23 protein-coding genes and 2 tRNA genes are annotated in these 26,619 nt (G+C 63.2%); 20 read left to right on the top strand and 5 right to left on the bottom strand.

Annotated elements, in window-relative coordinates:
* Positions 1-10: 10 nt before the first annotated feature.
* On the bottom strand, positions 11-895 hold the full coding sequence (locus QP803_RS14015; protein WP_284944084.1) for an SMP-30/gluconolactonase/LRE family protein: 885 nt from the start codon (positions 893-895) through the stop codon (positions 11-13).
* A gap of 118 nt (positions 896-1,013) precedes the next feature.
* On the opposite strand from QP803_RS14015, the gene QP803_RS14010 reads away from it, so the two are divergent.
* From QP803_RS14010 to QP803_RS13970, 9 genes are all read left to right on the top strand, one after another.
* Positions 1,014-3,650, top strand: coding sequence for an MGH1-like glycoside hydrolase domain-containing protein (locus QP803_RS14010; RefSeq protein ID WP_284944083.1), 2,637 nt, complete (start codon positions 1,014-1,016; stop codon positions 3,648-3,650).
* On the top strand, positions 3,647-4,006 hold the full coding sequence (locus QP803_RS14005; RefSeq protein ID WP_284944082.1) for a hypothetical protein: 360 nt from the start codon (positions 3,647-3,649) through the stop codon (positions 4,004-4,006). Before QP803_RS14010 ends, QP803_RS14005 begins: the two co-directional genes overlap by 4 nt.
* A 13-nt stretch (positions 4,007-4,019) precedes the next feature.
* The gene (locus tag QP803_RS14000) at positions 4,020-4,661 is read left to right on the top strand and encodes a helix-turn-helix domain-containing protein (protein ID WP_284944081.1); all 642 of its coding nucleotides are present in this window, start codon (positions 4,020-4,022) and stop codon (positions 4,659-4,661) included.
* Between the two features lie 96 nt (positions 4,662-4,757).
* Positions 4,758-5,636: a class II glutamine amidotransferase gene (locus tag QP803_RS13995; RefSeq protein WP_284944080.1), complete on the top strand. Its 879-nt coding sequence runs from the start codon at positions 4,758-4,760 to the stop codon at positions 5,634-5,636.
* 2 nt (positions 5,637-5,638) lie between these two features.
* Complete coding sequence (locus tag QP803_RS13990; protein ID WP_284947919.1) at positions 5,639-6,337, top strand: GltB/FmdC/FwdC-like GXGXG domain-containing protein; 699 nt, start codon at positions 5,639-5,641, stop codon at positions 6,335-6,337.
* Positions 6,338-6,344: 7 nt separating this feature from the next.
* Positions 6,345-7,676: an FMN-binding glutamate synthase family protein gene (locus tag QP803_RS13985; protein WP_284944079.1), complete on the top strand. Its 1,332-nt coding sequence runs from the start codon at positions 6,345-6,347 to the stop codon at positions 7,674-7,676.
* Between the two features lie 117 nt (positions 7,677-7,793).
* A complete protein-coding gene (glnT, locus tag QP803_RS13980) occupies positions 7,794-9,101 on the top strand; it encodes a type III glutamate--ammonia ligase (RefSeq protein WP_284944078.1) in 1,308 nt (435 codons plus the stop codon).
* 87 nt (positions 9,102-9,188) lie between these two features.
* Positions 9,189-10,358, top strand: a complete 1,170-nt coding sequence (locus QP803_RS13975) for a TDT family transporter (protein ID WP_284944077.1) — start codon at positions 9,189-9,191, stop codon at positions 10,356-10,358.
* A complete protein-coding gene (locus QP803_RS13970) occupies positions 10,355-12,124 on the top strand; it encodes a PAS domain S-box protein (protein ID WP_284944076.1) in 1,770 nt (589 codons plus the stop codon). The genes QP803_RS13975 and QP803_RS13970 overlap by 4 nt, the downstream gene beginning before the upstream one ends.
* A 2-nt stretch (positions 12,125-12,126) precedes the next feature.
* Here QP803_RS13970 and QP803_RS13965 read toward each other — a convergent pair whose 3' ends face one another.
* Complete coding sequence (locus QP803_RS13965) at positions 12,127-13,326, bottom strand: MFS transporter (protein WP_284944075.1); 1,200 nt, start codon at positions 13,324-13,326, stop codon at positions 12,127-12,129.
* Between the two features lie 109 nt (positions 13,327-13,435).
* On the opposite strand from QP803_RS13965, the gene QP803_RS13960 reads away from it, so the two are divergent.
* The 6 genes from QP803_RS13960 to QP803_RS13935 all read left to right on the top strand — a co-directional run bounded on the left by QP803_RS13960 (position 13,436) and on the right by QP803_RS13935 (position 19,978).
* On the top strand, positions 13,436-14,014 hold the full coding sequence (locus QP803_RS13960; protein WP_284944074.1) for a TetR/AcrR family transcriptional regulator: 579 nt from the start codon (positions 13,436-13,438) through the stop codon (positions 14,012-14,014).
* Between the two features lie 163 nt (positions 14,015-14,177).
* Positions 14,178-15,206, top strand: a complete 1,029-nt coding sequence (locus QP803_RS13955) for a substrate-binding domain-containing protein (RefSeq protein ID WP_284944073.1) — start codon at positions 14,178-14,180, stop codon at positions 15,204-15,206.
* A gap of 62 nt (positions 15,207-15,268) precedes the next feature.
* Entirely contained in the window at positions 15,269-16,753 is a 1,485-nt protein-coding gene (locus tag QP803_RS13950; protein WP_284944072.1) for a sugar ABC transporter ATP-binding protein, read from the top strand.
* Positions 16,746-17,744 (top strand): ABC transporter permease, encoded by a 999-nt coding sequence (locus tag QP803_RS13945; RefSeq protein ID WP_284944071.1) that lies wholly within the window; start codon positions 16,746-16,748, stop codon positions 17,742-17,744. The genes QP803_RS13950 and QP803_RS13945 overlap by 8 nt, the downstream gene beginning before the upstream one ends.
* Positions 17,741-18,781, top strand: a complete 1,041-nt coding sequence (locus QP803_RS13940; RefSeq protein WP_284944070.1) for an ABC transporter permease — start codon at positions 17,741-17,743, stop codon at positions 18,779-18,781. Before QP803_RS13945 ends, QP803_RS13940 begins: the two co-directional genes overlap by 4 nt.
* A 324-nt stretch (positions 18,782-19,105) precedes the next feature.
* Positions 19,106-19,978 (top strand): class I SAM-dependent methyltransferase, encoded by an 873-nt coding sequence (locus QP803_RS13935; protein WP_284944069.1) that lies wholly within the window; start codon positions 19,106-19,108, stop codon positions 19,976-19,978.
* 126 nt (positions 19,979-20,104) lie between these two features.
* On the opposite strand, the gene QP803_RS13930 is transcribed toward QP803_RS13935, so the two are convergent.
* The 3 genes from QP803_RS13930 to QP803_RS13920 all read right to left on the bottom strand — a co-directional run bounded on the left by QP803_RS13930 (position 20,105) and on the right by QP803_RS13920 (position 22,204).
* Positions 20,105-20,180, bottom strand: a tRNA-Thr gene (locus tag QP803_RS13930).
* Between the two features lie 143 nt (positions 20,181-20,323).
* On the bottom strand, positions 20,324-21,748 hold the full coding sequence (gene glnA / locus QP803_RS13925) for a type I glutamate--ammonia ligase (protein WP_284944068.1): 1,425 nt from the start codon (positions 21,746-21,748) through the stop codon (positions 20,324-20,326).
* 117 nt (positions 21,749-21,865) lie between these two features.
* Complete coding sequence (locus tag QP803_RS13920; RefSeq protein WP_284944067.1) at positions 21,866-22,204, bottom strand: P-II family nitrogen regulator; 339 nt, start codon at positions 22,202-22,204, stop codon at positions 21,866-21,868.
* Positions 22,205-22,493: 289 nt separating this feature from the next.
* On the opposite strand from QP803_RS13920, the gene QP803_RS13915 reads away from it, so the two are divergent.
* The 5 genes from QP803_RS13915 to QP803_RS13895 all read left to right on the top strand — a co-directional run bounded on the left by QP803_RS13915 (position 22,494) and on the right by QP803_RS13895 (position 26,529).
* Positions 22,494-23,693 carry an aminotransferase gene (locus tag QP803_RS13915; RefSeq protein WP_284944066.1) on the top strand — a complete coding sequence of 400 codons (1,200 nt, stop codon included), beginning with the start codon at positions 22,494-22,496 and terminating at the stop codon, positions 23,691-23,693.
* 48 nt (positions 23,694-23,741) lie between these two features.
* Positions 23,742-23,817 (top strand) — tRNA-His (locus tag QP803_RS13910).
* A gap of 50 nt (positions 23,818-23,867) precedes the next feature.
* Entirely contained in the window at positions 23,868-24,752 is an 885-nt protein-coding gene (locus QP803_RS13905; RefSeq protein ID WP_284944065.1) for a cytochrome c oxidase assembly protein, read from the top strand.
* Positions 24,753-24,819: 67 nt separating this feature from the next.
* Positions 24,820-26,031 carry a 5-aminolevulinate synthase gene (gene hemA, locus QP803_RS13900; RefSeq protein WP_284944064.1) on the top strand — a complete coding sequence of 404 codons (1,212 nt, stop codon included), beginning with the start codon at positions 24,820-24,822 and terminating at the stop codon, positions 26,029-26,031.
* 33 nt (positions 26,032-26,064) lie between these two features.
* Positions 26,065-26,529 carry a CHRD domain-containing protein gene (locus tag QP803_RS13895; RefSeq protein ID WP_284944063.1) on the top strand — a complete coding sequence of 155 codons (465 nt, stop codon included), beginning with the start codon at positions 26,065-26,067 and terminating at the stop codon, positions 26,527-26,529.
* The last annotated feature ends 90 nt before the right edge of the window (positions 26,530-26,619 follow it).

The following is a 26,619-nucleotide window of genomic DNA, read 5'->3' as shown; positions in this document are numbered from 1 at the left end:
GCGCGGCGGATTACGCCGCCAAGCCGTGGCGATGTGCAGGCAGCCCACGCGTGCCGGGATCGACCACGAACAAGGCGCCGGCCAGCGGCTCGTCGGGCCGCTCAAAGGCCGCCGTGGTGATGGCCAGACGGTCGAGCGTATCTCCGAAGAAGACGCAGGAGGTGACGCGCGAGGCGGGCAGGGCGATCGACCGGTCCAATCGGCCGTCCGGCGTGAAGCGGCTGACCCGGCCGCCATCCCAATGGCAAACCCACAATCCGCCCTCGGCATCGCAGGTCATCCCGTCTGGATAGCCGTCGGTCTCTGGAATGCGGATATGGACGCGCTTGGCGGACAGGCCGGCCGCTTCTGCGCGGTCGAAGGCATAGATGGTCCGCTCCGGCGAATCGGTATGATAGACGGTCCGCCCGTCCGGGCTGATCGCCGGGCCGTTCGTCACGGTATAGCCGGAGTCGAGGCGGGTGATGACGCCGTCCGGTGCCAGATGATGCAGGACGCCGCTCGCCTCCGCCTCGTCATTGTCCATGGTGCCGAAATAGACCCCGCCATCGGGCGTGGCCTTGGCGTCGTTCAGGCGCATGCCGTCTGGCAGCGCGTCTGGCCAGGGCAGCGGCGCACCGATCTCGGCCGGCTGGCCGGGTTCCAGGCGAACGGTGACGATCGCGCGCTGCAAGCCGACCAGGAAGGTGTCATCGGTTTCGTGTTCGATCAGCCAGCACGGGCCTGTTGGCATGGCCCATTCCGTGGCGTCCGCGCCGGTCGGTCCGCAGGCGATGATGCGGTTGCCGCGAATATCCACGAAGAACAGCCGCTGCCGCCGCGCGGACCATAGCGGCCCTTCGCCGAGTGTGGCGCGGCCCTGCCAGATGGCGGTGGGCATCCCGGTGTCGTTCATTGGTCGTCTCCGTCCCGAATTGCGCGGACCCTGCCGCTCCAAGTGTCGTCCGTCCAGTGGCCGGCTCCATCATCGCCGGTTATAGGGGAAGCGCCGAGACGCCTATCGGGGACAGCCCATGACAGCCGAGCCTTCGCCATTGTTCGACACCGTTGAGGGCCAAAGGCTGGTCGCCGCCCGCACCGACCAGGGATGGCGGGAGTGGGGACCCTATGTGAGCGAGCGCCAATGGGGCACGGTGCGCGAGGATTACAGCCCCAATGGCGATTCCTGGGGCTACCTCCCTCATGACCACGCGCGCAGCCGCGCCTATCGCTGGGGGGAGGACGGCCTGGCCGGCTTTGGGGACCGCTACCTGCGCTGGTGCCTGTCCCTGGCGCTTTGGAACGAAAAGGACCCGATCCTGAAGGAGAGGCTGTTCGGCCTCGCCAATGAAGAGGGCAATCACGGCGAGGACGTGAAGGAACTCTACTACTACCTCGATGGCACGCCGACCCATTCCTACATGCGGATGCTCTATAAATATCCGCAAGCGGCCTATCCCTACGATCATCTGGTGGCGGCAAACCATGCGCGGGGCTACGACGACCCGGAATATGAGCTGATCGACACCGGTATTTTCGATGGCGGCCGCTACTTCGATGTTTTCGTGGATTATGCGAAGGCGGCGCCGGACGACATTCTGATGCGCGTGACGATCGCCAATCGTGGCCCGGAAGCCGCGCGGCTGCACGTCCTGCCGCAACTCTGGGCTCGCAATATCTGGGATTGGAACGGCCGGACGGACCGCCCGCAATTAGAGGCGCTGTCATCGTCTGAGATCGCGGCAAAGCATCCCGACCTGCCGGAGATGCGCTTGCACATCGGTCAATCATCGACACTGCTATTTTGCGATAACGAGACCAACATCAATCGCTTCTATGGCAAAGACGCTCCCGGCCCCTTCAAGGACGGCATCAATGACTTTGTGGTCGATGGCAAACTCGCTGCCATTCGCACGGAGCAGCGCGGTACCAAATGCGCCGCGCATCATATCCTCGATATCGCGCCGGGCGCCGAGGCTGTTCTGAAACTCCGCTTCCGTCCCGCCGATGTCACGGGGGACGCTTTCGCAGATTTCGATGCCGTCTTCGCGGCGCGTTTGGCCGACACGGAAGAATTCTACGCCGTCGTGCAGGATGGCGTGACGGATACTGATGCGCGCCTTGTCCAGCGCCAGGCCTTGGCAGGCATGCTGTGGTCCAAGCAGCTCTATCACTACGAGGTTCGCACTTGGCTGCTCGGTGATGCGGCGGAGCCGGCGCCGCCGGAAAGCCGGATGCACGGGCGCAATATCGACTGGATGCATCTTCGCAATGAAGACATCATGTCGATGCCCGATAAATGGGAATATCCCTGGTACGCGTCCTGGGATCTGGGCTTTCAATCGCTACCGCTCGCGATGATCGACCCTGACTTCGCCAAATATCAGTTGCTGCTGCTGACGCGCGACCATTTCATGCATCCCAACGCGCAGATGCCCGCCTATGAATATGCCTTCGGGGATGCCAATCCGCCGCTCCATGCCTGGGCCTCGTATCGGGTTTTCGACATGGATCGCGCTTTGACCGGCGTTGCGGATTACGAGTTCCTCAAGCGCATCTGCAACAAGCTGTCCCTCAATTTCACCTGGTGGGTGAACCGCAAGGATGAGGGTGGCCGCAATATCTTCCAGGGCGGCTTTCTCGGCCTCGACAATATCGGCCTGTTCGACCGATCGGCGCCGCTGCCCATGGGCGGCACACTCAGTCAGTCTGACGCGACGGCCTGGATGGCCATGTACGCCCTCAACCTCATGCGCATCTCCATCGAAATCGCGCTCGTGGACAACGCCTACGAAGATATGGCGGCGAAGTTCTTCGAGCATTTTCTCTACATCGTGGAAGCCGCCGCCAAGCATGGCGGCCTGTGGGATGAGGAGGACGAGTTCTTCTACGATCGGCTCGAACTGCCGCATGGCGACGAAATCCCCATCCGCGCGCGCACCATCGTCGGTCTCATTCCCTTGTTTGCGGTCGAGGTCATGCAGATGCTTGACCAGCCGCAGCTTCCCGGCCTCGCGCGGCGGCTCAAATGGTTCCTCGCCAATCGCCCGGATTTGGAAGCCCTCGTCTCAAATTGGGAAATACCGGGGATGGGGCATCTGTCGCTGCTCTCGATGCTGCGCGGTCATCGCATGAAATGTCTGCTGACGCGGATGTTGGACGAAAAGGAATTCCTCTCCCCCCATGGCGTGCGCGCCGTGTCGAAGGAGCATGAGGCAAAGCCCTATCGCTTCGCCTGGGGTGGGCAGGAGTTCATTTTGCCCTATTGGCCGGCCGAATCGCATTCCGGGCTGTTCGGGGGAAATTCCAACTGGCGCGGGCCCGTATGGATGCCGATCAACTATCTGATCATCGACAGTCTGCGCGTCTTCGATGCCTATTACGGCGGGGAGTTTCGGGTCGCCTGCCCCACGGGCTCGTCCACGATGCTCAACCTGAAGGAGATCGCGCATGAGCTTTCGACGCGGCTGATCGGCCTGTTCACCAAGAATGACACGGGCCACCGTCCCGTTCATGGCGCCTATCCCCTGCTACAGACCGATCCCCATTTCCAGGATCTGCCCTTGTTCTACGAATATTTCGACGGCGATAACGGGCGCGGCTGCGGGGCGTCCCACCAGACCGGCTGGACCGGCCTGGTCGCCCTACTGATCCGAGACTACGCGAAGTGACGACGACGCCACGCGCCATTCCGTTCACGCCGGCCGAGCGCAGCTTCCTGCGTCATGAACTCGCCGCCGCTTTTGGGCATTTCCCCAAACTGTCGGAGGGTCTGAAACTGACGCTGTGGACAACCGGTCCGCATCGCGGCCAGCCTAAGATCGCGCCGGTTCTGGCCGGCCTGATCGAACGCGGCATCATGGACATGCGACCGGAGGATCTGGGCCGCAGGGCCATCTTTACCGAAACGGGCATGGCGGCGCTGAAGGCATTGTATGAGGATGGGCGCTACCTCGACCCCGATCGATTCGGGCATCTGCGGGAGGAGCTGGGCATTCCGGCGCCGCCATTGACCCACCGCTTATAGGAGAGCCTGCTTCATGGCGTCCGACCGCGCCACCGCCTCATCAGGTAAACTTGCCACAGGTTCAGGCGCGGCGCCGGCCGGCGAATTCACGCTGGAACAAGCCTTGGGGGACCAGATCCGCGCGCTGCGGCGGCGGGCGGAGATGTCTGCGGCAGACCTCGCCTCCGGGGCGGGCATTTCCGCGAGCATGCTATCCAAGATCGAAAACGGCCAGATTTCGCCGTCGCTCTCCACGGTCCATGCCGTGGCGCAGTCCCTCAATGTTCCGATCAGCCAGCTTTTCGCGCGCTTCGATGAGCAGCGGGATTGCTCCTATGTGCCCGCCGGGCAGGGCGTGGTGATCGAACGGCGCGGAACCAAGGTCGGCCACCAATACAATCTGCTCGGCCATGGCCTCGGCGGGCCGATCGTCGCGGAGCCCTATCTCATTACGCTCAAGGAAGAGGCCGCCGCCTATACTGGCTTCCATCATGCCGGCATCGAATTCATCTATATGCTGACGGGCGAAGTGGTCTATCGCCATGGCGACCAGAGCTATCATCTGCGTCCGGGGGATGCGTTGCTGTTCGACTCCGCCGCCCTCCATGGGCCTGAGAAGCTGATTACCAAGCCGATGACCTATCTTTCGATCATCATCTATCCGCGCGCCGATTGAACGGTCCCTTTCCTCCCAAGAACTTTTCATGCGTCACAGTTGACCGCTGGGTCTCGCCGCCGCTAAAACCGTCGGATACGTCATCGGGAGGGTCGCATGTGCGGAATTGTGGGGCTGTTTCTGAAAACGCCCGAGCTTGAGCCGCAGATCGGCCGGCTGACCTCCGAAATGCTGGAAATCCTGACCGATCGCGGCCCCGACAGCGCGGGCTTCGCGGTCTATGGCCATCAGCGGCCGGACCGCATGAAGTTCACCCTGCGTGGTGGGGACTTTGCAACCCTTCCGGCTCTGATCGGTGGCGGCGCTGAGATCGAGATCCGCGACGATCATGCCTTGCTGACGGTTGCGGCCTCCGAGGAAGCGGCCGTCCGCGCCATCCTGCGTGAGAAGTCGCCCGCCACGAAGATCGTCGGCGTCGGTGACCGCATGGAACTCTACAAAGGCGTCGGCCGCCCGCGTGAGGTCAGCGCGCGCTTCGGCCTGCCTGGGATGTCCGGCACCCACGCCATCGGCCATACCCGCATGGCGACGGAGTCCGCTGTCACCACCGCCGGCGCGCATCCCTTCTCGACCGGCCGCGATCAATGCCTGGTCCATAATGGCTCGCTGTCGAACCACAATAACGTCCGTCGCAACCTGGTTCGCGAGGGCCAGACTTTCGAGACGGCCAATGATTCTGAAGTCGCCGCCGGATACCTATCCTGGCGGATGGCGCAGGGTGCGCCCTTGGAGGAGGCTTTGCACGGTGCGATGGCCGATCTCGATGGCTTCTACACCTTCGTGGTCGGCACCGCTTCGGGGTTCGGCGTGCTGCGCGATCCCGTGGCTTGCAAGCCGGCGGTGATGGCCGAGACCGACTCCTATGTCGCCTTCGGGTCTGAGTTCCGCGCCCTGACGAAGCTGCCCGGCATCGACAGCGCCCATATCTTCGAGCCCGAGCCGAGCCGCGTCTATGTTTGGGAGCGTGCGGCGTGACCATGACGGCCATCGGCGAAACGGCGGATCTCGCGGAAATATCGCTGCGGGAGCTGCACACCACGCTGCATGCTTTGCCGCGCGACACAAACCGCACCGCCTGGCACATCACCAATCCGCGCGGTCGCCATTCGGTCGCCGTCGGCCTGGACGCGCCGCTGAGCGTCGTGGTTGAGGGGCACGTCGGCTATTACGCCGGGGGCATGAATTCGCAAGCCAAGATCACCATCAATGGTAATGCGGGGCCAGGTGTTGCCGAGAATATGATGTCCGGCGAAGTCCGCGTGCGCGGCAATGCCAGTATGGCGGCCGGTGCCACGGCCCATGGCGGTTTGCTGGTCATCGAGGGAAACGCAGGCGCGCGCTGCGGCATTTCCATGAAGGGCGTGGATATCGTGGTGCGCGGCTCGGTCGGGCACATGAGCGCTTTTATGGCGCAGGAAGGCAATCTCGTGGTCTGCGGCGATGCCGGAGACGCCCTCGGCGACAGCCTATATGAAGCCCGGCTATTTGTGCGTGGCGAAGTCAAAAGCCTTGGCTCTGACTGCGAAGAAAAGGACATGGGCGAGGCCGAGCGCGCGATTCTGGCAGGGGTTCTGGCCCGCGCTGGGATCACCGATCTCAACCTTGCGGACTTTCGCCTGTTTGGCTCGGCGCGGCGCCTCTATCATTTCCATGTCGACAACGCGAACGCATACTGAGGGCCGCATGGACAATCCCCCGCCACCCCGCACGCGGCCGCGTTATTCAGCAACCTTCGACCCGAGCACCATTTCGGAAATCCAGCGCGCCGCAGCGACCGGTATCTATGACATTCGCGGTGGCGGCTCGAAGCGTCGGGTTCCGCATTTTGACGATCTGCTGTTTCTGGGCGCTTCCATGTCGCGCTATCCGCTCGAAGGCTATCGCGAGCGTTGCGATACCAACGTTGTGCTCGGCACGCGTTTCGCGAAAAAGCCGATCGAGTTGAAAATCCCCGTGACGATCGCGGGCATGAGTTTCGGTGCGCTGTCGGGCCAGGCCAAGGAAGCGCTGGGGCGTGGCGCGACGCTCGTCGGCACGTCCACGACAACGGGCGATGGCGGCATGACGGAGGAGGAGCGGGGGCATTCTCAGACCCTCGTCTACCAGTATCTGCCGTCGCGCTATGGCATGAACCCGGCCGATCTGCGCCGTGCGGATGCCATTGAAATCGTTGTCGGCCAGGGCGCCAAGCCGGGCGGCGGCGGCATGCTGCTCGGCCAGAAGATCACCCAGCGGGTCGCGGCCATGCGGCATCTGCCGCCCGGCATCGATCAGCGTTCGGCGAGCCGTCATCCAGACTGGACCGGCCCGGACGATCTCGAAATCAAGATCGAGGAACTGCGCGAAATCACGAACTGGGAAAAGCCGATCTATGTGAAGGTCGGTGCCAGCCGCCCCTATTACGATGTCGCGCTGGCGGTGAAGGCCGGCGCGGATGTCGTGGTGCTGGACGGTATGCAGGGCGGCACCGCCGCGACGCAGGACGTGTTCATCGAAAATGTCGGCCTGCCGATCCTCGCCGCCATCCGTCCGGCGGTTCAGGCTCTGCAGGATCTCGGCCTGCATCGTCAGGTGCAATTGATCGTCTCGGGCGGCATCCGTACCGGCGCCGATGTCGCCAAGGCGCTCGCCCTCGGCGCTGATGCGGTCGCCATCGGCACCGCCGCGCTGATCGCGCTCGGGGATAATGACCCTGCGCTGGAGGCCGAATACCAGAAGCTCGGCACCACGGCCGGCGCCTATGACGACTGGCACGAGGGTCGCGACCCCGCCGGCATCACCACGCAGAATCCCGAACTGTCCGCGCGGCTCGACCCCGTGCTCGGTGGCCGTCGTATCGCCAATTACCTCTCGGTTTTGACGATGGAGGCGCAGGCCATCGCGCGGGCCTGTGGCAAGAGCCATCTGCATAATCTCGAGCCGGAAGATCTCGTGGCCCTGACGCTGGAAGCCGCCGCAATGGCGCGTATTCCGCTCGCCGGTACCGATTGGTATCCGGGCAAAGCCGGGTTTTAGCTTTCGCGTGCCATGGCGGAATGCGCTTCGCTTTTCCGCCCTACATGCGTCTCGCCGTAGGGTGGAAAAGCGAAGCGTATTCCACCTCTCGCTTCCGCACCGATCGAAAGGTTTGTTATGACGTCCACCATCAGCCTTTCCGAAGCCGCCAAAGAACGTGGCATCAAATACTTCCTGATCTCCTTCACCGATCTGCTGGGCGTGCAGCGGGCTAAGCTGGTGCCGGCCTCGGCCATCGGCGGCATGCAAAAGAACGGCGCCGGTTTCGCAGGCTTCGCCGCCTATTTCGACATGACACCCGCCGATCCCGACCTCATCGCCATGCCGGATGCGGAGAGCCTGATCCAGCTGCCCTGGAAGCCGGAAGTCGGCTGGCTCGCCTCTGATCTTTATATGCGTGGCGAGAGCGTGGCCCAGGCGCCGCGCAATCTGCTCAAGCGCCTGCTGGCGACGGCCTCCGACGCGGGCTACGGCATGAAGTCCGGTGTCGAATGCGAATTTTTCCTGACCACACCGGACGGGGAGATGATTTCCGACCCCGCCGACCGGGCGGCAAAACCCTGCTACGATGCCTCCGCCTTGATGCGCCGCTATGACGTCATCACCGAAATCTGTGACGCCATGCTCGGCCTGGGCTGGGAGCCGTATCAGAACGACCATGAGGATGCGAACGGGCAGTTCGAAATGAACTGGATCTACAATGATGGATTGAAGACAGCCGACCAGCATGTCTTCTTCAAGTTCATGGCGCGCTCCATCGCCGAAAAGCACGGTCTGCGCGCGACCTTCATGCCGAAACCCTTTCCGCAACTGACCGGCAGCGGCTGCCATAGCCATGTCTCCCTCTGGAAGGGTGACACCAATCTGTTTGAGGATTCCTCGGGCGAATTGGGAATCAGCGCGCTCGCCTACAACTTTCTTGGCGGCATGATTGCGCATGCCGATGCGCTTTGCGCGATCTTCAATCCGACGGTTAATTCCTACAAGCGCATCAACGCCCCGCGCACCCTGTCGGGCGCCACATGGTCGCCGAGTTCTGTCACCTATTCCGGCGATAACCGCACGCATATGATCCGCATCCCGGATGGCAACCGGTTCGAGATGCGCCTGCCGGATGGCGCGGCCAACCCTTATCTGCTCCAGGCCGGCCTGCTTGCCGCCGGCATGGACGGCATCGCGAATAGCCGCGATCCAGGGCCGCGCCTCGACATCAACATGTATACCGACGGTCATACGGTGACGGACGCGAAGCGCCTACCGCTGAACTTGCTGGACGCGCTGCGCGCCCTTGAAGGCTCCACCGTGCTGCGCGAAAGCCTGGGCGCCGAGTTCGTCGGCAGCTATCTCAAGCTGCGGCACGCGGACTGGAACGCCTATGCCCAGCACCTGACCCAATGGGAGCGTGACACGACGCTGGATTGCTGATCAGCCCGGTAACGCTGACAGAGCCGTCGCCGTAGCCTATGATGACTCACCCGCTTTGGGTGGCGACAGGCACGGAGGCCGGATGAGATGAGCGTGACCACAACCACGACGGGTGCTTATCCGCAGGATGGGCTGCGCGAAATCATCCGCCAGTTCACGCCCAACTGGTTCACGGCGACCATGGGCACCGGCATTCTCGCCCTGGCGATCAACCAATATCCGCTTGCCATTCCCGGATTGCACGCAATCGGCGAAGTGCTATGGCTCGCCAATATCCTTCTGTTCGTGACCTTCAGCGCTCTCTATGCGGCGCGCTGGACGATGTTCTTCGACGGCGCCCGCCGCATCTTCGGCCATTCCGTCGTCTCGATGTTCTTCGGTGCCATTCCCATGAGCCTGGCGACGATCGTCAATGGTTTCATCGTCTTCGGTGTTCCCTTGTTCGGGGATGCGGCCCTCGGCATCGCCCAGGCGCTGCTCTGGGTCGATATCGTGCTGGCCGTGGCCTGCGGCGTTCTGGTGCCCTTCCTCATGTTCACGCGGCAGGATCATAGCCTGGAGAAGATGACGGCGGTCTGGCTGCTGCCCATCGTCGCGGCCGAAGTCGCGGCCGCCAGCGCCGCTCAACTTGTGCCGCATATGGTGGACCCCCAGGCGGCCTTGCGCCTGCTGGTGGTCGGCTACGCTCTCTGGGCCTTTTCGGTGCCCCTCGCTCTCAGCTTCCTGGTCATTCTCCTGCTGCGGCTGGCGCTGCATAAGCTGCCGCCGAAGGAGATGGCGGCCTCCGGCTTCCTGGCACTCGGGCCGATCGGCACCGGCGCCCTCGGCTTGCTGCTTCTCGGTGCGGACGCGCCGCGTGTCTTCACCCAAGCCGGGCTTCCCGGCGTGGGGGAGGTGGCGCAGGGCATCGGCATCGTCGGCGGCGCCATGCTCTGGGGTTACGGCATCTGGTGGCTAATGCTCGCAGTGCTGACAACGGTGCGGACAATGCGGCAGCACGGCATGCCGTTTAACCTCGGCTGGTGGGCGCTCACCTTTCCGCTCGGCGTCTATTCCGTCGCGACCCTGGCGCTGGCCCGGCAAACCCATCTGGGTTTCATCCTCGCCATTGGCGGCGTGCTGGTTCTGTGTCTGGCAATGCTCTGGGTTATGGTCGCGACCCGCACCCTGCAAGGCGCCTGGCGCCGCACGCTATTCGTCTCGCCCTGTCTGGTCAGAGGATCCATTCCGCAGGATTTCGAATCGACCAGCCTGTGATCTCTGCCCGCGAGCGTTTCCTCGAAGCTCTGTTCGAGAGCGCGACCGACTACGCCATCATCGCCATGGATCTCGATGGCCTCGTCATTAGCTGGAACGAGGGTGCGCGGCGTATCCTCGGCTGGACGGAGGACGAGATGGTGGGTCTGCCCGCCAGTGTCTTCTTCACCATCGAGGATCGCCGCCACGGCATTCCCCAATCCGAGATGCAAGCAGCCCTGGAGAAGGGCCGCGGCAGCGACGAGCGCTGGCACCAGAGGAAGGACGGGACCCGCTTCTGGGCGAATGGCGAAATGATGCCGTTGCGAGACGAGCACGGCGCCGTCCAGGGCTTCATCAAGATCCTGCGCGACAGGACGGTGCAGCGGAACGCGGCGGAAGCGCAGCGCGCGGATGCAGAGTTTTTACGGGGTGTCCTTGGCTCCTCGGGGGATTGCATCAAGGTGCTCGACCTCGACGGCAATATTCTCTTCATGAACGAGAACGGCCTCCAGTTGATGGAGATCAGCGATTTTAACGCCGTGCGCGGCTGTCCGTGGATCGGTTTTTGGCGGAACGGCTCGGATGATGAGGCGCGTGTCGCGATTGAGGCGGCGATGGCCGTCGCGCGGGGCGGCGGCATGGGCGAGTTCCAGGGCCCGGCCAATACCTTTGCCGGCACGCCCAAATGGTGGGACGTGCGGGTGACGCCGATTCCGGGCCAGGATGGCACGCCTGAGAAGTTGCTGGCGGTGGCCCGCGACATGACGGGCACACGCCAGACCGAACAGGAATTGGCCGTGAGCGAGGCGCGCTTGAGCCTCGCCCTGGACGCCGCCGGCATGGTCGGCACCTGGGATTGGGACCTGACGACGGACCTGATGTATTCGGACGCGAATATGGCGCGGATCTACGGTGTCGATCCGGCCGTGGCCGCGCGCGGCGCCCCGACCTCCGCCTTCCTCGTCAATGTCCCGCCGGAGGATATGGCCGGGATCGAAGCGGCGCTCGCCCGTCTCTTCGCGGCTGAGAGCGCGGACGACTATGCCTATGAGCATCGCCTCGTGGATGCCGACGGCGCTGTACACTGGGTCCTGGCGCGGGGTCGTTTGGTGCGGGACACGCATGGCGTGGCCGTGCGTTTCCCAGGGGCCTCCGTGGATATCACCGAGCGCAAGGAGGCCGAGGAACGCCAGCGGCTGCTGATGCAGGAACTGGCGCATCGCGTGAAGAACACCCTGGCGGTGGTGCTGGGCATGACGTCGCAGACCCTGCGCGGCACTGGCCCCGTGGCCGATATGCGCGAGGCGCTCACGGCACGGCTGTTGGCGCTTGCCCAGGCGCATGATGTGCTGATGCAGGGCAGTTGGACGGAAGCGAGCCTGCGCGCCTTGGTGGAGGGTGCGGCGGCGCTGCATGGGCAGGGCGATCCGGCCCGGCTGCGGGTGGACGGACCGGACGTCACCCTGGGTCCGCAAGCGGCTTTGTCCTTCGCATTGGTGCTGCATGAACTCGCCACCAATGCCGTCAAATACGGCGCGCTTTCCACGACCGAGGGGCATATTTCGGTGCGCTGGTGGCTGGAAGAGACCAAGACCGAGCCGCATCTGCGGTTCCTCTGGCAGGAGACGGAGGGGCCGATCGTCACCCCGCCGACGCGCCAGGGTTTTGGCACCCGCCTGATCGAGCGCAGCCTGGCGCAAGGCTTAGGCGCGACCGTCGAACTGGCCTACCCCGCCACCGGAGTCGTCTTCAGGCTGAACACACCGCTGGCGAGCCTGCGATAGGATTACCCCAGGCTGCGCACCCGGCGCAGGGAGGTGACGCTCGCGGCGAAGGAGATGACGGCGAGCAGAATGATCGCCGTTCCATAGACATAGGTCGAGCGCGTTAAACCCAGTGAATGCGCCATCAGGCCGACAATGATGGCCGGTATACTGAAGGCCAGGTAGCTCTGGGCATAGAAAGCCGACAGCAGCCCGGCCCGTTCGTCCGGTCCCGCCAGCGGCAGGATGGTGCGGGAAGCGCCGAAGAAGCCTGCGCCCAGGCCAAATCCCGCGATGATGGTGCCGACCACGAGCCATTCGACGCGATGTGCGGAGACGCCGAACAGCGTCACCGCGACACCCACCGCGAGGGCGGACGTGCCGATGGGCAGGATGCGGCGCGGCGGCCAATCCCGGAACATGACGATTGCACCGGCGCCGCTGAGTGTCAGGGTCGCCACTACGATCCCGCCCACCAGCGGCGATGTCGCGCCGGTCGCGACGCGCAGCAGTGACGGCATCAACGATAGGTAGAAACCACCCAATGCCCAGGCGGCGACATTGCCCGGCGTGATCAGCAGCATCGCTTGCCGCACGTGTGGCGGCACTGCGACATGCGGGCGCAGGGACGCGATGGCGCCGGGGCGCCGGCGCGTGGTCTCCGGCATGGTCCAGACCACGGCTGCCTCCACCAGGAAGACAAACAGCAGGATGACGTAGACCAAATGCGTGGGGGCGGGCGCGAAGGCCACCAGGATGCTCGACCCCAAGGCGCCGGTACTCATGCCGAGAAGCGGCATGATGCTATTGACCAGCGGTCCATGGCGGCGATCCGCGTCCAGAATGGCGGCGCCCAATGTGCCCATCGCGGCACCCGTCGCAATGCCTTGCACCACGCGCGCCGCAATCAATGCCCAGGCGGAGTTGGCCGTCGCGAACAGACCCATGGTGAGGGCACTGACCAGGAGCGCGACGAAGATGACGGGGCGGCGCCCGACATAATCGGAGAGCGAACCCACGGTGAGAAGCGACGCCAGCAAGCTGAAGGCATAGACCGCGAAAATCACCGTCAGCACGACGGGCTGCAGTCCCCACATCTGCTGATAGACGCGATACAGCGGCGTCGGTGCGCTCGATCCCGCGAAGATCGTCACCAGAGAAGCAGCGGCGAAGATGGTCATCGCCCCACGATGGACGGGGATCGGCAAGGCAGTGCTGGACATGGGCGGCCTCGATCCTTAAAGCAAATATAGTGCGTTAAGCTTCTACGCGCCTCCGATCCTTAACGCAAATGGTTTGCGTTAAGCGGGTGAGGGGAGGAAGGCGGCGGCCATGGCGGTTGCGGAAAGAATTCGGGCCGGTGGTCGCAGCGCGCGCATCCAGGCCTCCGTCCATGACGCCGTCAGGGCACTGGAAGCTGAGACTGCGCGGGCGGACCTGACCATTCCCATGATCGCGGCGCGTGCCGGTGTGACGCCTTCGACGATCTATCGCCGGTGGGGCGAGTTGTCGGAGCTTCTGGCCGATGTCGCGGTCGCGCGTCTGCGGCCCATCAGCGACCCTGCCGATACCGGCGCGGTCAAGACCGATCTGCGTGTCTGGGTGGAGCAATATATGGAGGAGATGGCGTCCCCTGTCGGTCGCGCCATGATCCGCGATGTGCTCGGCGGTGACCCGGAAAGCCATAATATCGGCCAATGTTGCGCCTTCACCGAGGCGCAGATCCGGTTCATCGCGGAGCGCGCGACCGGACGGGGCGAGACGGCCTTCGACATCGATGCGGTCATCGATCACGTCGTCGCGCCGATCATGTATCGCATTCTGTTCAACGATAGGCGGCCGACACTCGCCTATTGCCAGGCCCTGATCGACGGCGTGATGCCGGAGGACACGCGACCGGCGCAGAGATGACGGATGGCCAAGTGATCGGATGTGGGTATAGTCGGGCTTCGTCAGACCCAGGCTAGGCAGGCACGCTGCCCGATCTGTGATGGCTCAGTAACGAATAGACGATCTGCCGACACTAAGAATACTAAATACAATAATAATTAAAAATAAGATCAGGGAGACGAAAATGTCGAATACTATCATCAATACTGCGATCGGGCGTCGTCGCGCGGCAACGCTTCTGGGCGCGGGCGTATTGGCCGCCACAGGTCTGCCACGACTGGCGCGCGCCGACGCCGAAAAGGTGATGACCACCGTCGTGAAGATTCAAGGCGTGCCCTGGTTCAATTTCATGCAGAAGGGCCTCATCGAAGGCGGCCAGAAGTTCGGCATCAATTCAACCATGGTCGGCCCCGCCAATGTCGATCCCGCCCAGCAGGTTCGGCTCGTCGAAGATCAGATCGCGAAGAAGGTCAATGTCCTCGGCCTCGTCCCGCTCGACGTGAAGGTGCTGGCGCCCGTTCTGCAACGCGCCCAGCAAGCCGGCATCATCGTCATCACGCAGGAAGGCCCCAACCAGGACGGCCGCACCTGGGATGTGGAACTGCTAAACTCCACCGTCTTCGGGGAGATGCAGATGAAGGCCCTGGCCGAGAACATGGGCGAGAAGGGCGAATACGTCATTCTCGTCGGCACGCTGACGACGCCGTTGCACAATCAATGGGCCGATGCGGCGATCGCCTATCAGTTGAAGCACTATCCGAACATGAAGCTCGCGACGTCGCGCTTTCCGGGCGCGGATGAGATCGATACGGCCGAGCAGGTCACGCGTGATGTGCTGCAGGCCTATCCCAAGGTGCGCGGCCTCCTCGGTTTCGGCTCCAACGGGCCGATCGGCGCCGGCAATGTCATCCGCGAGCGTCATCTGCAAAAGAAGATCGCCATCATCGGCACCATCATCCCGTCCCAGGGGCTAGCCATGGTGAAGAGCGGCGTCATCCGCGAAGGCTTCCTGTGGAGCCCGAAGGATGCAGGCTACGCTATGGTTGCAGTGGCAAGCCTGGCGCTGGCCGGCAAGCCCTTCGAGACCGGGATGGACATCCCCGGCCTCGGCAAAGCGACGGTGGACGCGCCCAACAAGCTGATTAGCGTCGATCGGATTTTGACGATCAACGCCAAGACGATCGACGGCATCATCGCCACCACTGGCCTGTAAGCAGGGCGATTGGCGGAACAGGCGGCGCGACGAGCGCCTGTTCCGCCGTTAAGGGATGCATCGTGCCGAACTTCATTGAAATGACCGGAATATCGAAGCATTTCGGCGGCGTCACCGCGCTTGCCGATGTGGCGCTGACGCTGGAGGCGGGGGAGGTGCATTGCCTCGCCGGGGAAAACGGCTCCGGCAAATCGACGCTGATCAAGATCATCTCCGGCGTGCAGCCGCCCGATCCCGGCGGCCGCATTGTCATTGACGGTCACGAATACAGTCAGCTGACCCCGGCTGAGAGCACGCGCATCGGCATCCAGGTGATCTATCAAGACCTCGCCTTGTTTCCCGATCTGACGGTCGCCGAGAACATCGGCTTCGCGCAGCACCTGAACGGTCTGCACGGCGTCAATCGCAAGCGCCTGCTCGCCACCGCTCGCGCCGTCATCGCGCGCATCGGTGTCGATCTCGATCCTTTCGCGACGGTGGGTGAGCTGTCCATCGCGCAACGGCAGTTGGTCGCGATCTGTCGCGCGCTCGCGGCAGAAGCGCGGTTGGTGATCATGGATGAGCCCACCGCCTCCCTCGCGCGGCATGAGGTGGAGTCGCTGCTCGCCATTGCGCGTGATCTCAAGCGCAGCGGCATCGCCGTCGTTTTCGTCAGCCACCGGCTGGATGAAGTGCTGGAGATTGCGGATCGCGTCACTGTGCTGCGGGACGGCCGTTTGCTCGGCACGTTTGACGCGAAGGAGATGACGGGCCGACGCCTCGGCACGCTCATGACTGGCCATGAATTCGACTATACGGTCACGGTGCCCGATCTCTCTGCGGCGCCGGTGGTGCTGTCAACGCGCGGTCTGTCGCGGACTGGCGATTTCGAGGATATCAGCCTCGATCTGCGGCGCGGCGAAATCCTCGGTGTCATCGGCCTGCTCGGCTCGGGCCGCACGGAACTCGCCCTGTCGCTCTTTGGCATGAGGCCGGCGGAGCGCGGAGAGATACGGCTCGACGGCAAGCCCGTTACGCTCCGCTCCAACCGCGCCGCCATCGACCACGGCATCGCCTATGTCTCGGAAGATCGGCTGGCCCTTGGTCTCGTGCTGGAGCAACCGATTTCCTCGAATATCGTGCTGTCCATTCTCGACAAATTCGTGGGGGCCACGGGCCTGCTGCGAACAGACGCGCGCCGGCAGGCGGTGGCGCAATGGGTGTCGCGGCTGGGCATCAAGGTGTCGGACCCCGACAACCCTGTGCGCACCCTGTCCGGTGGCAATCAGCAGCGCGTGGTCTTGGCCAAATGGCTGGCTACAGAGCCCCGCGTGCTCATTCTCGACAGCCCGACGGTGGGTGTGGACATCAATGCCAAAGACGGCATCTACGCGATCATCAAGCGGCTGGCCGCAGAAGGGATGGCGGTGATGATGATATCGGACGAAATCCCCGAGGTGCTCTATCATTCCCACCGTATCCTGGTGATGCAGTCGGGACGGCTGAAGGGTGAGTTCCGGCCCGAGGCGATATCGGAAGCCGCGCTGCGGGAGGCGATCGATGCGTAACCAGGCGCGCGCATTGCTGCGCACTCATGAAGGCAAGCTGCTGATCGTCGTTCTCCTCCTTGGCGCCTTTCTCTCCGTCGCCACAGGCTCGTTCTTCACCTTGCAGAATCTGGTCGATCTGCTGACCTCCTATTCCTTCTCCGGCATGCTCGCGGCCGGCCTTTTGGTCGTGCTAATTTCCGGCGGCATCGATATCTCCTTCACCGCCACCGCCTCCATCGCCCAATACGTTGCGATGAGCGTCGCGAATGCCTATTCCGTCGGCTGGATCACGGTCATCGCCATCTGTGCCGCGATCGGCATTGTATGTGGCATGCTCAACGCCGTGCTGATCGGGGTGCTGCGTTTGTCGAGCATCATCGTCACCATCGCGACGCTCAATGTGTTTTTCGGACTGCTGATGTTCATCACCCATGGCAATGAGATCTTCTCCTTGCCGGATTGGTTTGGCAGCGGTGCCAATTGGGTCGTCTACACGGACTCCGACCAGACACCCTATGCGATCAACCTGGAGATGATCGGCCTCGTTGGCGCCTTCCTCGTTACCGGCCTGCTGCTGACGCGCACCAATATCGGCCGCCAAATCTACGCCCTCGGCAGCAATGTCGATGCCGCCAAGCGCGTCGGCATCAAGGTCTTTCGCCTGAACCTGCTGGTCTATGGCTATCTCGGCTTTATCGCCGGCATGGCGGCGCTGGTGCAGGCGCAGAATGCGCAATCGGTGTCGCCCAATGCGCTGGTGGGGCGGGAGCTGGATGTGCTCGCGGCCGTGGTTCTGGGCGGCGCCAGCCTCACCGGCGGCGTCGGCACCGTCTTCGGCACCATCCTCGGCGTCATGCTGCTGGCCTTCCTCCAGAACGGGCTGTTGCTCCTCGGCGTGCCGTCCTACTGGTCGCAATGCTTCACCGGTGCGGTCATTCTGATTGCGGTCTCCCTGCTCGCGGTCGAGCGGCAAAGGCATCGCGCCGCGGCCCGCCGGGTGATGGCATGAGCGAGCGTGTCGTGGCCGTGCCGCCACCCTCGGCCCTGTCCCGGCTGATGCCGGGGGCGGTGCTGCTGCGCCTGTTCGCTCTCTTCGCGGTGCTGGTGATCCTGCTCGGCGCCTTGCTCGGTGGAAAGCTGTTCAACGGTGCCGCCGTCCGCTCCATGGCCTTCCAGCTGCCGGAGCTGGGCGTGCTGGCGCTTGCCATGATGATCCCGCTGCTGTCCGGCGGGCTGGACCTCTCCATCATCGCGACGGCCAATCTTTCGGCGCTCGGGGCCGCCACGATCTTCACCCATTTCGGCGTCGGGGCGCATGGCATGGCGGCGATTCCCTGGGACGTCCTGGCGATTCTGGTGGGCTTCGCCATTGCCGGGGTGATCGGAACGCTGAACGGCGTGGTGATCGCCTATCTCGGCGTCTCGCCCATTCTGGCGACGCTCGGCAGCATGACGCTTGTCAAGGGCATTGCCATCGGCCTCACCCATGGCGGCATCATTTCGGGCTTCCCGGCCTTCATGGTCTTCATCGGCAATGGCTCGGTATTTGATGTGCCGGTGGTGCTGATCGTCTTCGTGCTGATCGCGATTCCGGTGAGCATTCTGCTGACGCGCACGCCCTTCGGCACCATCGTCGCCATGCTCGGCTCGAACGAAAAGGCGGTGCGATACTCCGGCATCGACACGCGGCGGGTTCTGATCAAGGTCTATATCCTGTCGGCGCTGCTGAGTTCGGTCGCGGGCATGTTGATGATGGCGCGCTTCAACTCGGCCAATGCGTCCTATGGGGAGAGCTATCTGCTCATCACCATTCTGGCGGCGGTGCTGGGCGGCGTGGACCCGGCCGGCGGCTTCGGCCGCGTGAGTGGGCTGGTGCTGGCACTGGTGATTCTGCAATTGGTGTCGACGGCGGCGAACCTGCTCAATATCAGCCAGTTCCTGGGCCTCGCGCTGTGGGGCGTGATCCTGCTGGGCGTGGCGGGCGTCAGCCGGGTGTGGGAGACGGTGTCGATCTTGCTGCGGTCGGCGCCCAAGGACTCCAGCTGAAGGACTGAAACACCGGAGCAAGGCAAAGGTACTTCGTCGGCTCCTCAGGCCTTGCGGGTTTCATCAATACCGACGTTGACGACGCTCGTAAAAGGCTCATGCTGCGCCTAACGGCGTTTGTACAGAAACGTTTCTCAGTTGTCTGCTCTCCAATAGTGGCGAATGCTTAGTGGGGTCGGATCGGCCAGTAATGACGACACCAATTGCGGGAGCGGAGATTATGCGTATCCTTTCCGGGGCGATAGTCATCAGGGGCGGGCAAAAGAAAGGCGCCATAACGGCGCCGAACGAGCAAGGCGATCGTCAGGCCACCCTCGATAGATCATGCCGACCGGCGGTCTCCCGGAGGCCATTATGACTCGAGAAGACCTGATCCGGTCCCTTTTTGAGAAATCATCTTATGGCCTGGAGATCGGACCAAGTTATAACCCGATCGCCGCAAAGCGGCTTGGCTACAAAGTCGATGTGTTAGACCACGCAACCACAGATGACCTGCGCACAAAATATGCCTCTGAGTTAAACATAGATGCGTCATTAATCGAAGATGTTGACTTCGTGTGGTCGGACCAGACGTTATCGGAGACAATTGGAAAAACAGGTGCTTACGACTATATCGTCGCGTCCCATGTCATAGAGCACACTCCGGATTTCCTTGGATTTATCAACCAGTGCAGCAACCTGCTGAAGCCAGATGGCCGATTAATCCTTGCTGTTCCGGACATGCGTCGTTGCTTTGACGCATTTCGGCCCCTGACAAGTGTGGGGGCCATCTTGGATGCAGCACAGGGCGGGCGTACAAGGCATAGTCCGGGGACGGCATTTGATCATGTTGCCTATTTATCTACCCTCGGTGGAAGCGCCAGTTGGGGACGCGCCGACACGGGGCGGTTTTCGCCGACCTATGACCTTGCATTTGCCAAGGCTATTTATGAACGCTCTGTCCTGAGCACAGACTATCACGACTTTCACGCTTGGGTCTTCACGCCATCTAGCTTCCGTTTGATTGTGAGCGACCTTCATCAGATTGATATGACAGAGCTCCTTGAGGTCGAATTTCTTCTGACAGATGGATTTGAATTTATAGCGGTTCTGGCGAAGACTGGCCCCGCTTCATGCCCAGGCAGAGATGAACTGATCTTGCAGAGCCGGCGCGAATTGTCGGAGTTGATAGAGAAACTTTCAACCGTCGTCGTCTAGCCTCGGTGCAGGTGTCGTCGTGCATCGGGTTTCGCTCTTCACGAATGCCGTAGCGTCCCCGTCAGTGGAGAGGACTGTGCTGAACGGGTGCAATACCGAGACACCGTATCTAATCCACTTCATCGCTGGTGCCGGGTGCAGGGTTCGAACCCGCGACCTCCTGATTACAAATCAGGCGCACTACCAGCTGTGCTAACCCGGCAGCCCGAGCGCCCCGAGGCCCAAGTCCGCCCCGCAGCGGCAGCCTTTTAGCCGGCTCCCGCGGGCCTTGCAAACGACCAAAGCCCCGAAAAACGCAAACGGGGAGCCGAAGCTCCCCGCAGCCAGCCAACCCGCGTCTGCGGATCAGGCCGAGTAATACATCTCGAACTCGACCGGGTGGGGCGTGTGCTCGAAGCGATACACTTCCTTCCACTTCAGTTCGATATAGCTCTCGATGAGGTCCTTGGTGAAGACATCACCCTGCAGCAGGAACTCATGGTCGGCTTCCAGGGACTGAAGGGCCTCACGCAGGCTCCCGCAGACGGTCGGGATGTCCTTCAGCTCCTCGGGCGGCAGGTCGTACAAGTCCTTGTCCATGGCGTCGCCCGGGTGGATCTTGTTCTTGATGCCGTCCATGCCGGCCATGGCCAGCGCCGAATAGGCGAAATACGGGTTCGCCGTCGGGTCGGGGAAACGCACTTCCACACGCTTGGCCTTGGGGTTCGTCGTGTAGGGAATGCGGCAGGACGCCGAGCGGTTGCGGGCCGAATAGGCCAGCAGCACAGGCGCCTCGAAGCCAGGGATCAGGCGCTTGTAGCTATTGGTGGAGGGGTTGGTGAAGGCGTTGCAGGCCTTCGCGTGCTTGATGATGCCGCCGATGAAATACAGGCACATCTCGGACAGGTCGGCATAGCCATTGCCGGCGAAGAGCGGCTTGCCGTCTTTCCAGATCGACTGATGGGTATGCATGCCCGAGCCGTTATCGCCATAGACAGGCTTCGGCATGAAGGTCGCCGTCTTGCCGTAGCTATGGGCGACGTTATGGACGCAGTATTTGTAGATCTGCATCTGGTCGGCCATCTTGGTCAGCGTCGTGAACCGCGTGCCCAGCTCGTGCTGGCTCTGCGCCACTTCGTGATGGTGCTTCTCGATGATGAGGCCCATCTCGCCCATGGTCGACAGCATTTCGGCGCGCAGATCGACGTCACCATCCACAGGCGCGACCGGGAAATAGCCGCCCTTGATGGCCGGGCGATGGCCCATATTGCCTTCCGGGTAGTCCTTCATCGCCGAGCCGGGGCCCTCGATGCTGTCCACCTGATACATGGCGAAGTTGCCGCCGGAGCCGAACTTCACGCTGTCGAAGATGAAGAACTCGGCCTCGGCGCCGACGATGATGGTGTCGCCCACGCCGCTCGCCTTGACGTATTCTTCGACGCGCTTGGCGACCGTGCGCGGATCGCGCGAATAGCCCTGGCCGGTGGAAGGCTCCACGATGTCGCAGAACAGAATGAGCTGCGGCTTGGCGGTGAAGGGGTCCATGACGGCCGTCTCGGCGTCCGGCATCAGAATCATGTCGCTCTCGTTGATGGCCTTCCAGCCAGCGATCGAGGAGCCGTCGAACATCAGGCCATCGACGAAGGAGTCTTCGTCGATCGTGGAGACGTGCTGGGCCGTGTGCTGCCACTTGCCGCGCATGTCGGTGAAGCGCAGATCGACGTATTCAACGGAGTGCTCTTTGATCATTTCCATGACCTTCTGCACGGCCGTCAGGGATTCACTCGCCATCCTCAGATCCTCGTTCTGTTTAAGTCTTGCCCGCGCCACGGCAGGTCACGGTTAGGCACGGATTACGCCACGTCATTGCGTCGCGGTCACAGGGCAGCGCAAGACGTCGCCGCACAATCAGACCGCGTCGGCCCCGCGTTCGCCGGTGCGGATGCGAATAACCTCTTCGACGGTGCTGATGAAGATCTTGCCGTCGCCGATGCGGCCGGTGCGGGCGGCGCTCATGATCGCCTCCACGGCGCGTTCGGCTACACTGTCTTCGCAGACCAGCTCGATCTTCACCTTGGGCAGGAAGTCCACCACATATTCGGCGCCACGATAGAGTTCAGTATGGCCTTTCTGCCGTCCGAAGCCCTTGGCTTCGACCACGGTAATGCCCTGCAGCCCGACCTCGTGCAGCGCCTCTTTCACCTCGTCGAGCTTGAACGGCTTGATAATGGCCTCGATTTTCTTCATCACGTCCTCGTCGGCGGAGCCGGTTGGCCCGGATCCCATTCCCATGCAAACCAGCGGCCAGCGCCCCGACCGGGGCGCCTAGGTTGGGGCCTCAAAGTCGCACGCCCGCTGCGGCCCCGCAATGCGAGCTTTTCCAGGCCCCTATGGTTTTTTCATCCCGCTCTCGCGAACGCCTGAGCTTTGGGCGGGGCATGCCCCGACATGCCTCGTTTGCGGGCAGTGCGGTGTGCAGAGCATTGTGGGTGGTGCGAGGCTCACCCAATATGAGGGCCTGATCAGGAGCATCGCCGTGAAGCCCGCCAATACCCTGCTTGCCCAGACGGGCACCACAATCTTCACGGTCATGTCGGCCCTCGCCACGCGCCATCAGGCCATCAACCTGGGCCAGGGCTTTCCCGATACCGATGGACCGGAGGACGTGCTGGATGCCGCCGCCGCCGCCTTGCGGGATGGGCGCAACCAATATCCGCCTTTGACCGGCGTGCCGGAACTGCGTGCGGCGGTCGCCGCTGCCAACAAGCGCTTCTACGGCCTCGACATCGATGCCGACACCGAAGTGGTCGTCACGTCGGGCGCGACAGAGGCCATCACCGCCTCGCTTATGGCCTTGCTCAATCCTGGTGACGAGGTGGTGCTGATCGAGCCGCTGTACGACACCTATCTGCCGGTGGTGAAGATGCTCGGCGCCGTGCCGCGCCTGGTGCGGCTGGAGCCCCCGCATTGGGACCTGCCGCGCGCCGAACTGGCGGCAGCCTTCGGGCCGAAGACCAAGGCCATTGTGCTCAACTCGCCGATGAACCCGATCGGCAAGGTCTTCACCGCCGAAGAACTCGGCTTCATCGCCAACCTTTTGGTGCAACACGACGCCTATGCCGTGTGCGATGAGGTCTATGAGCATCTGGTGTTCGATGGCGTGCGTCACCTGCCGCTGATGGCTCTGCCCGGCATGCGGGACCGTTGCCTGCGCATCGGCAGCGCCGGCAAGACCTTCAGCCTAACCGGCTGGAAGGTCGGCTATGTCAGCGGTCCGGCGGCCCTGATTGGCGTCGTCGCCAAGGCGCATCAGAACCTCACCTTCACCACGGCGCCCAATCTCCAGCGGGCGGTGGCGGTCGGCCTCGCCAAGGACGATGCCTATTTCGCGGGCCTGTCGGGCGATTTGCAGGCGCAGCGGGACCATCTGGTCGCCGGCCTCACCCGTGCCGGCTTCCGCACCCTGCCCAGCGGCGGCAGTTATTTCGTGCTGGCCGATTTCTCGGCCCTCGATGCCGATGGCGATGATCTCGCCTTTTGCCGGCGCCTGACCGAGGCCGCCGGTGTCGCGGCCATTCCCCTCAGCGCCTTTTATGTGGGGGCGGCGCCGCGTCACCATGTGCGGTTTGCCTTCTGCAAACGCGTGGCGGTGCTCGATGAAGCCATCGCCCGGCTGACCCGGTATTTCTACGCGGAGCAGACAAAGGCGGACGCAACGTTGACGGCGGCTGAGTGATCGTTCTAAACGGCGAACCCCAACGCGTCATGGCGCGGGTGGCTGGTGGCGGACGTAGCTCAGTTGGTAGAGCGCCAGGTTGTGGTCTTGGATGTCGTGGGTTCGAGCCCCATCGTTCGCCCCAAAGCCGGCTTCCGGTGATCCGGTGCCGGCGGCCGCAAGGAGACTGACCCCATGCGCGGTCGCACCGTTACCCTTCTCAGCCTTTGCCTCGTCATCGCCGTCATGGTCACGCTCGTGAGCTTTTCGGTCCCGTTGTATCGGCTCTTCTGTGAAGCGACCGGTTACAACGGCACCACGCAGCGCGTGACGGCGGATACTGTCGCACCGACCGCTTCCAACCGCCGGGTGACTGTCTATTTCACCACCAGCACCGAGAGCAATCTGCCCTGGACCTTCGAGCCGGTGCAGGATCACGTGACGGTCAAGTTGGGGCAGGAAGCGCTGGTCTTCTTCCGCGCCACCAATCATTCGAATGAAGATATCGTCGGCCGCGCGCTGTTCAACGTGCAGCCTGATAAGGCCGGCCTCTATTTCAAGAAGGTGCAGTGCTTCTGCTTCACGCAGGAACGCCTCAAGGCCGGTGAAAGCGTCACCATGCCAGTGGATTTCTTCGTCGATCCGCGCCTGGCGACGGCGGATGACACGGCCGATGTCGATCAGATCACGCTGTCCTATACCTTCTTCCGCGCGACGCATGCGAATGACATCACCGATCTGTCGCGCTTCGCCGGTGCGCCGCCCGATGCGGCGGCCGGAGAGAAGCTGTTCACGCAAGATTGCTCAGAATGTCACAAGCTGGATGCGAATGCCGCCGGCCCCGCTCTGGGCGCGGTTTTTGGCCATGCCGCCGGCATCGTCGCGGGCTACCCCTATAGCGCCGCCCTCGCCAAATCCGGCATCACCTGGACCGCCGCCGAACTCGATCGCTGGCTCGCCAATCCGCAAGCGCGCGTGCCCGGCGCCCTGATGCCCATGCATCTGGATAATGCCATCGCGCGGGGCGATATCATTGCCTACCTTCGCAGCCTCGACACGAGACCTCAGGCGGGCGGCTGATATCCGCGTGGCGGTCTTTATGCGCAATCGGCGCCGGGATTAAGATTGGGGCTCGGGAGAAGTCATCATGAACGCCTTCCTTGACCATTGCCGATCGCATCTCGCTGAAATCCGGGCGCAGGGGCGCTATCGCCACTTTACCCCTCTCAGCCGCGATGCCGCGCGGTTTCCCCTCTATTCCCTGTCCATCGACGGCCGCGCGACGGACGTGACGGTCTGGTCCTCCAACGACTATCTCGGCATGGGCGTCGATCCCGTCACCATCAATGGCGCGCGCGCCGCGTTGGAAACGCTGGGCGCCGGTGCCGGCGGCACCCGCAATATTGGCGGCACGTCGCCCCTCCATGATGCGCTGGAGGCGGAACTTGCTGCCCTGCACGGCAAGGGTGCCGCTCTGCTGTTCAGCTCCGGCTTCGTCTCCAACCAGGCGAGCTTGGCCGCTATCCTGCGCAGCCTGCCGAATTGGCATGTCTTCTCGGACGAGAAGAACCACGCGTCGATGATCGCCGGCATCAAGGCGAGCCCCGCCACCTGCCACATCTTTCGCCATAACGACCTCGACCATCTCGCGAGCCTGCTGGCCGCCGCACCGGCGGGTGCGCCCAAGCTGATCGCCTTTGAGTCGGTCTATTCCATGGACGCGGACATCGCCCCCATCGGCGCGATCTGCGACCTCGCGGACCGTTATGGCGCGATGACCTATCTCGATGAGGTTCATGCCGTCGGCATGTATGGCGCCCATGGCGGCGGGGTGTCGGAGAGGGACGGCGTGGCCCATCGCCTGACGGTGATCGAGGGCACGCTCGCCAAGGCCTTCGGCTGCCATGGCGGCTATATCGCAGCCGAGGCGACGGTCATCGACTATATCCGCTCGACCGCGCCGGGCTTCATCTTCACGACATCCTTACCGCCGGCCGTGGTGGGTGGCGCGCTCGCCAGCCTCCGCACGCTGCGCGATGACAGTTCCCGGCGGGAGGGCCTGTTCCGTCAGGTCGATCTGCTGAAGCGCAAGCTCGACGAGGCCGGCCTGCCACGCCTGCCGTCCGAGAGCCATATCGTGCCCCTGATGATCCGGGATGCGGCACGCTGCCGGGACACCAGCCGTCTCCTGCTGGAGGAGTATGGCCATTACGCGACGCCGATCAATTATCCCACCGTGCCACGCGGAACGGAGCGTCTTCGGCTGACGCCGACACCACTTCATAGCGAGGCGATGATGGATGATCTCGTTGCAGCCCTCGCCGATGTTTTCGCGGCCCTTGATCGCCGGGCCGCGTAAGAGCCTGATGGTTTTCACGCAAAGGAGAGACTCATGAAGCAGTCGAATGCAGGTTTCACCCTCGGTCGCCGGACGTTACTGCCTGTCGTGGCCGCCGCCGCCTTCGCGGTGGCCGGCTTGTCCGGGATCGTCGCCGCCAAGGCGGATACCGTCACCCTCACGGCGAAGCTGATCCCCGAGCAGGGCGCCCCTCCGACCGGATTGGGCGCGGTCGTCGCGACCTATGATGCCGCCACGCTCACCCTGAGCTGGCACATCACCTATTCCGGCCTGACCGGTCCGCTGGTCGCGGCGCATTTCCATGGTCCGGCGACGCCCGGCATGGACGCCCCGCCGGTGATCCCGATTCCGCCGCCGTATCTCAATCCGCTGGATGGCTCGGCCAAGCTGACGCTTGATCAGGTGTCGCAGTTGTTGGGTGGGCTCTACTACGTGAACCTGCACACGGCGGCGTATCCGAATGGGGAAATTCGCGGCCAGGTGAACGTTCAGCCGTAACGCCTGACTCGGCGAATGACGCTGCGCTTGTCCGCCCTACGGTTCGTGATGGTGGGCGGATGAGCGAAGCGTTATCCGCCGGGACCGCGC

It is taken from the genome of Acidisoma sp. PAMC 29798 (assembly GCF_030252425.1).
Lineage (GTDB): Bacteria > Pseudomonadota > Alphaproteobacteria > Acetobacterales > Acetobacteraceae > Acidisoma > Acidisoma cladoniae.
The sequence above is the reverse complement of the archived record's forward strand: the minus strand, read 5'-3'. Positions and strand labels throughout refer to the sequence as shown.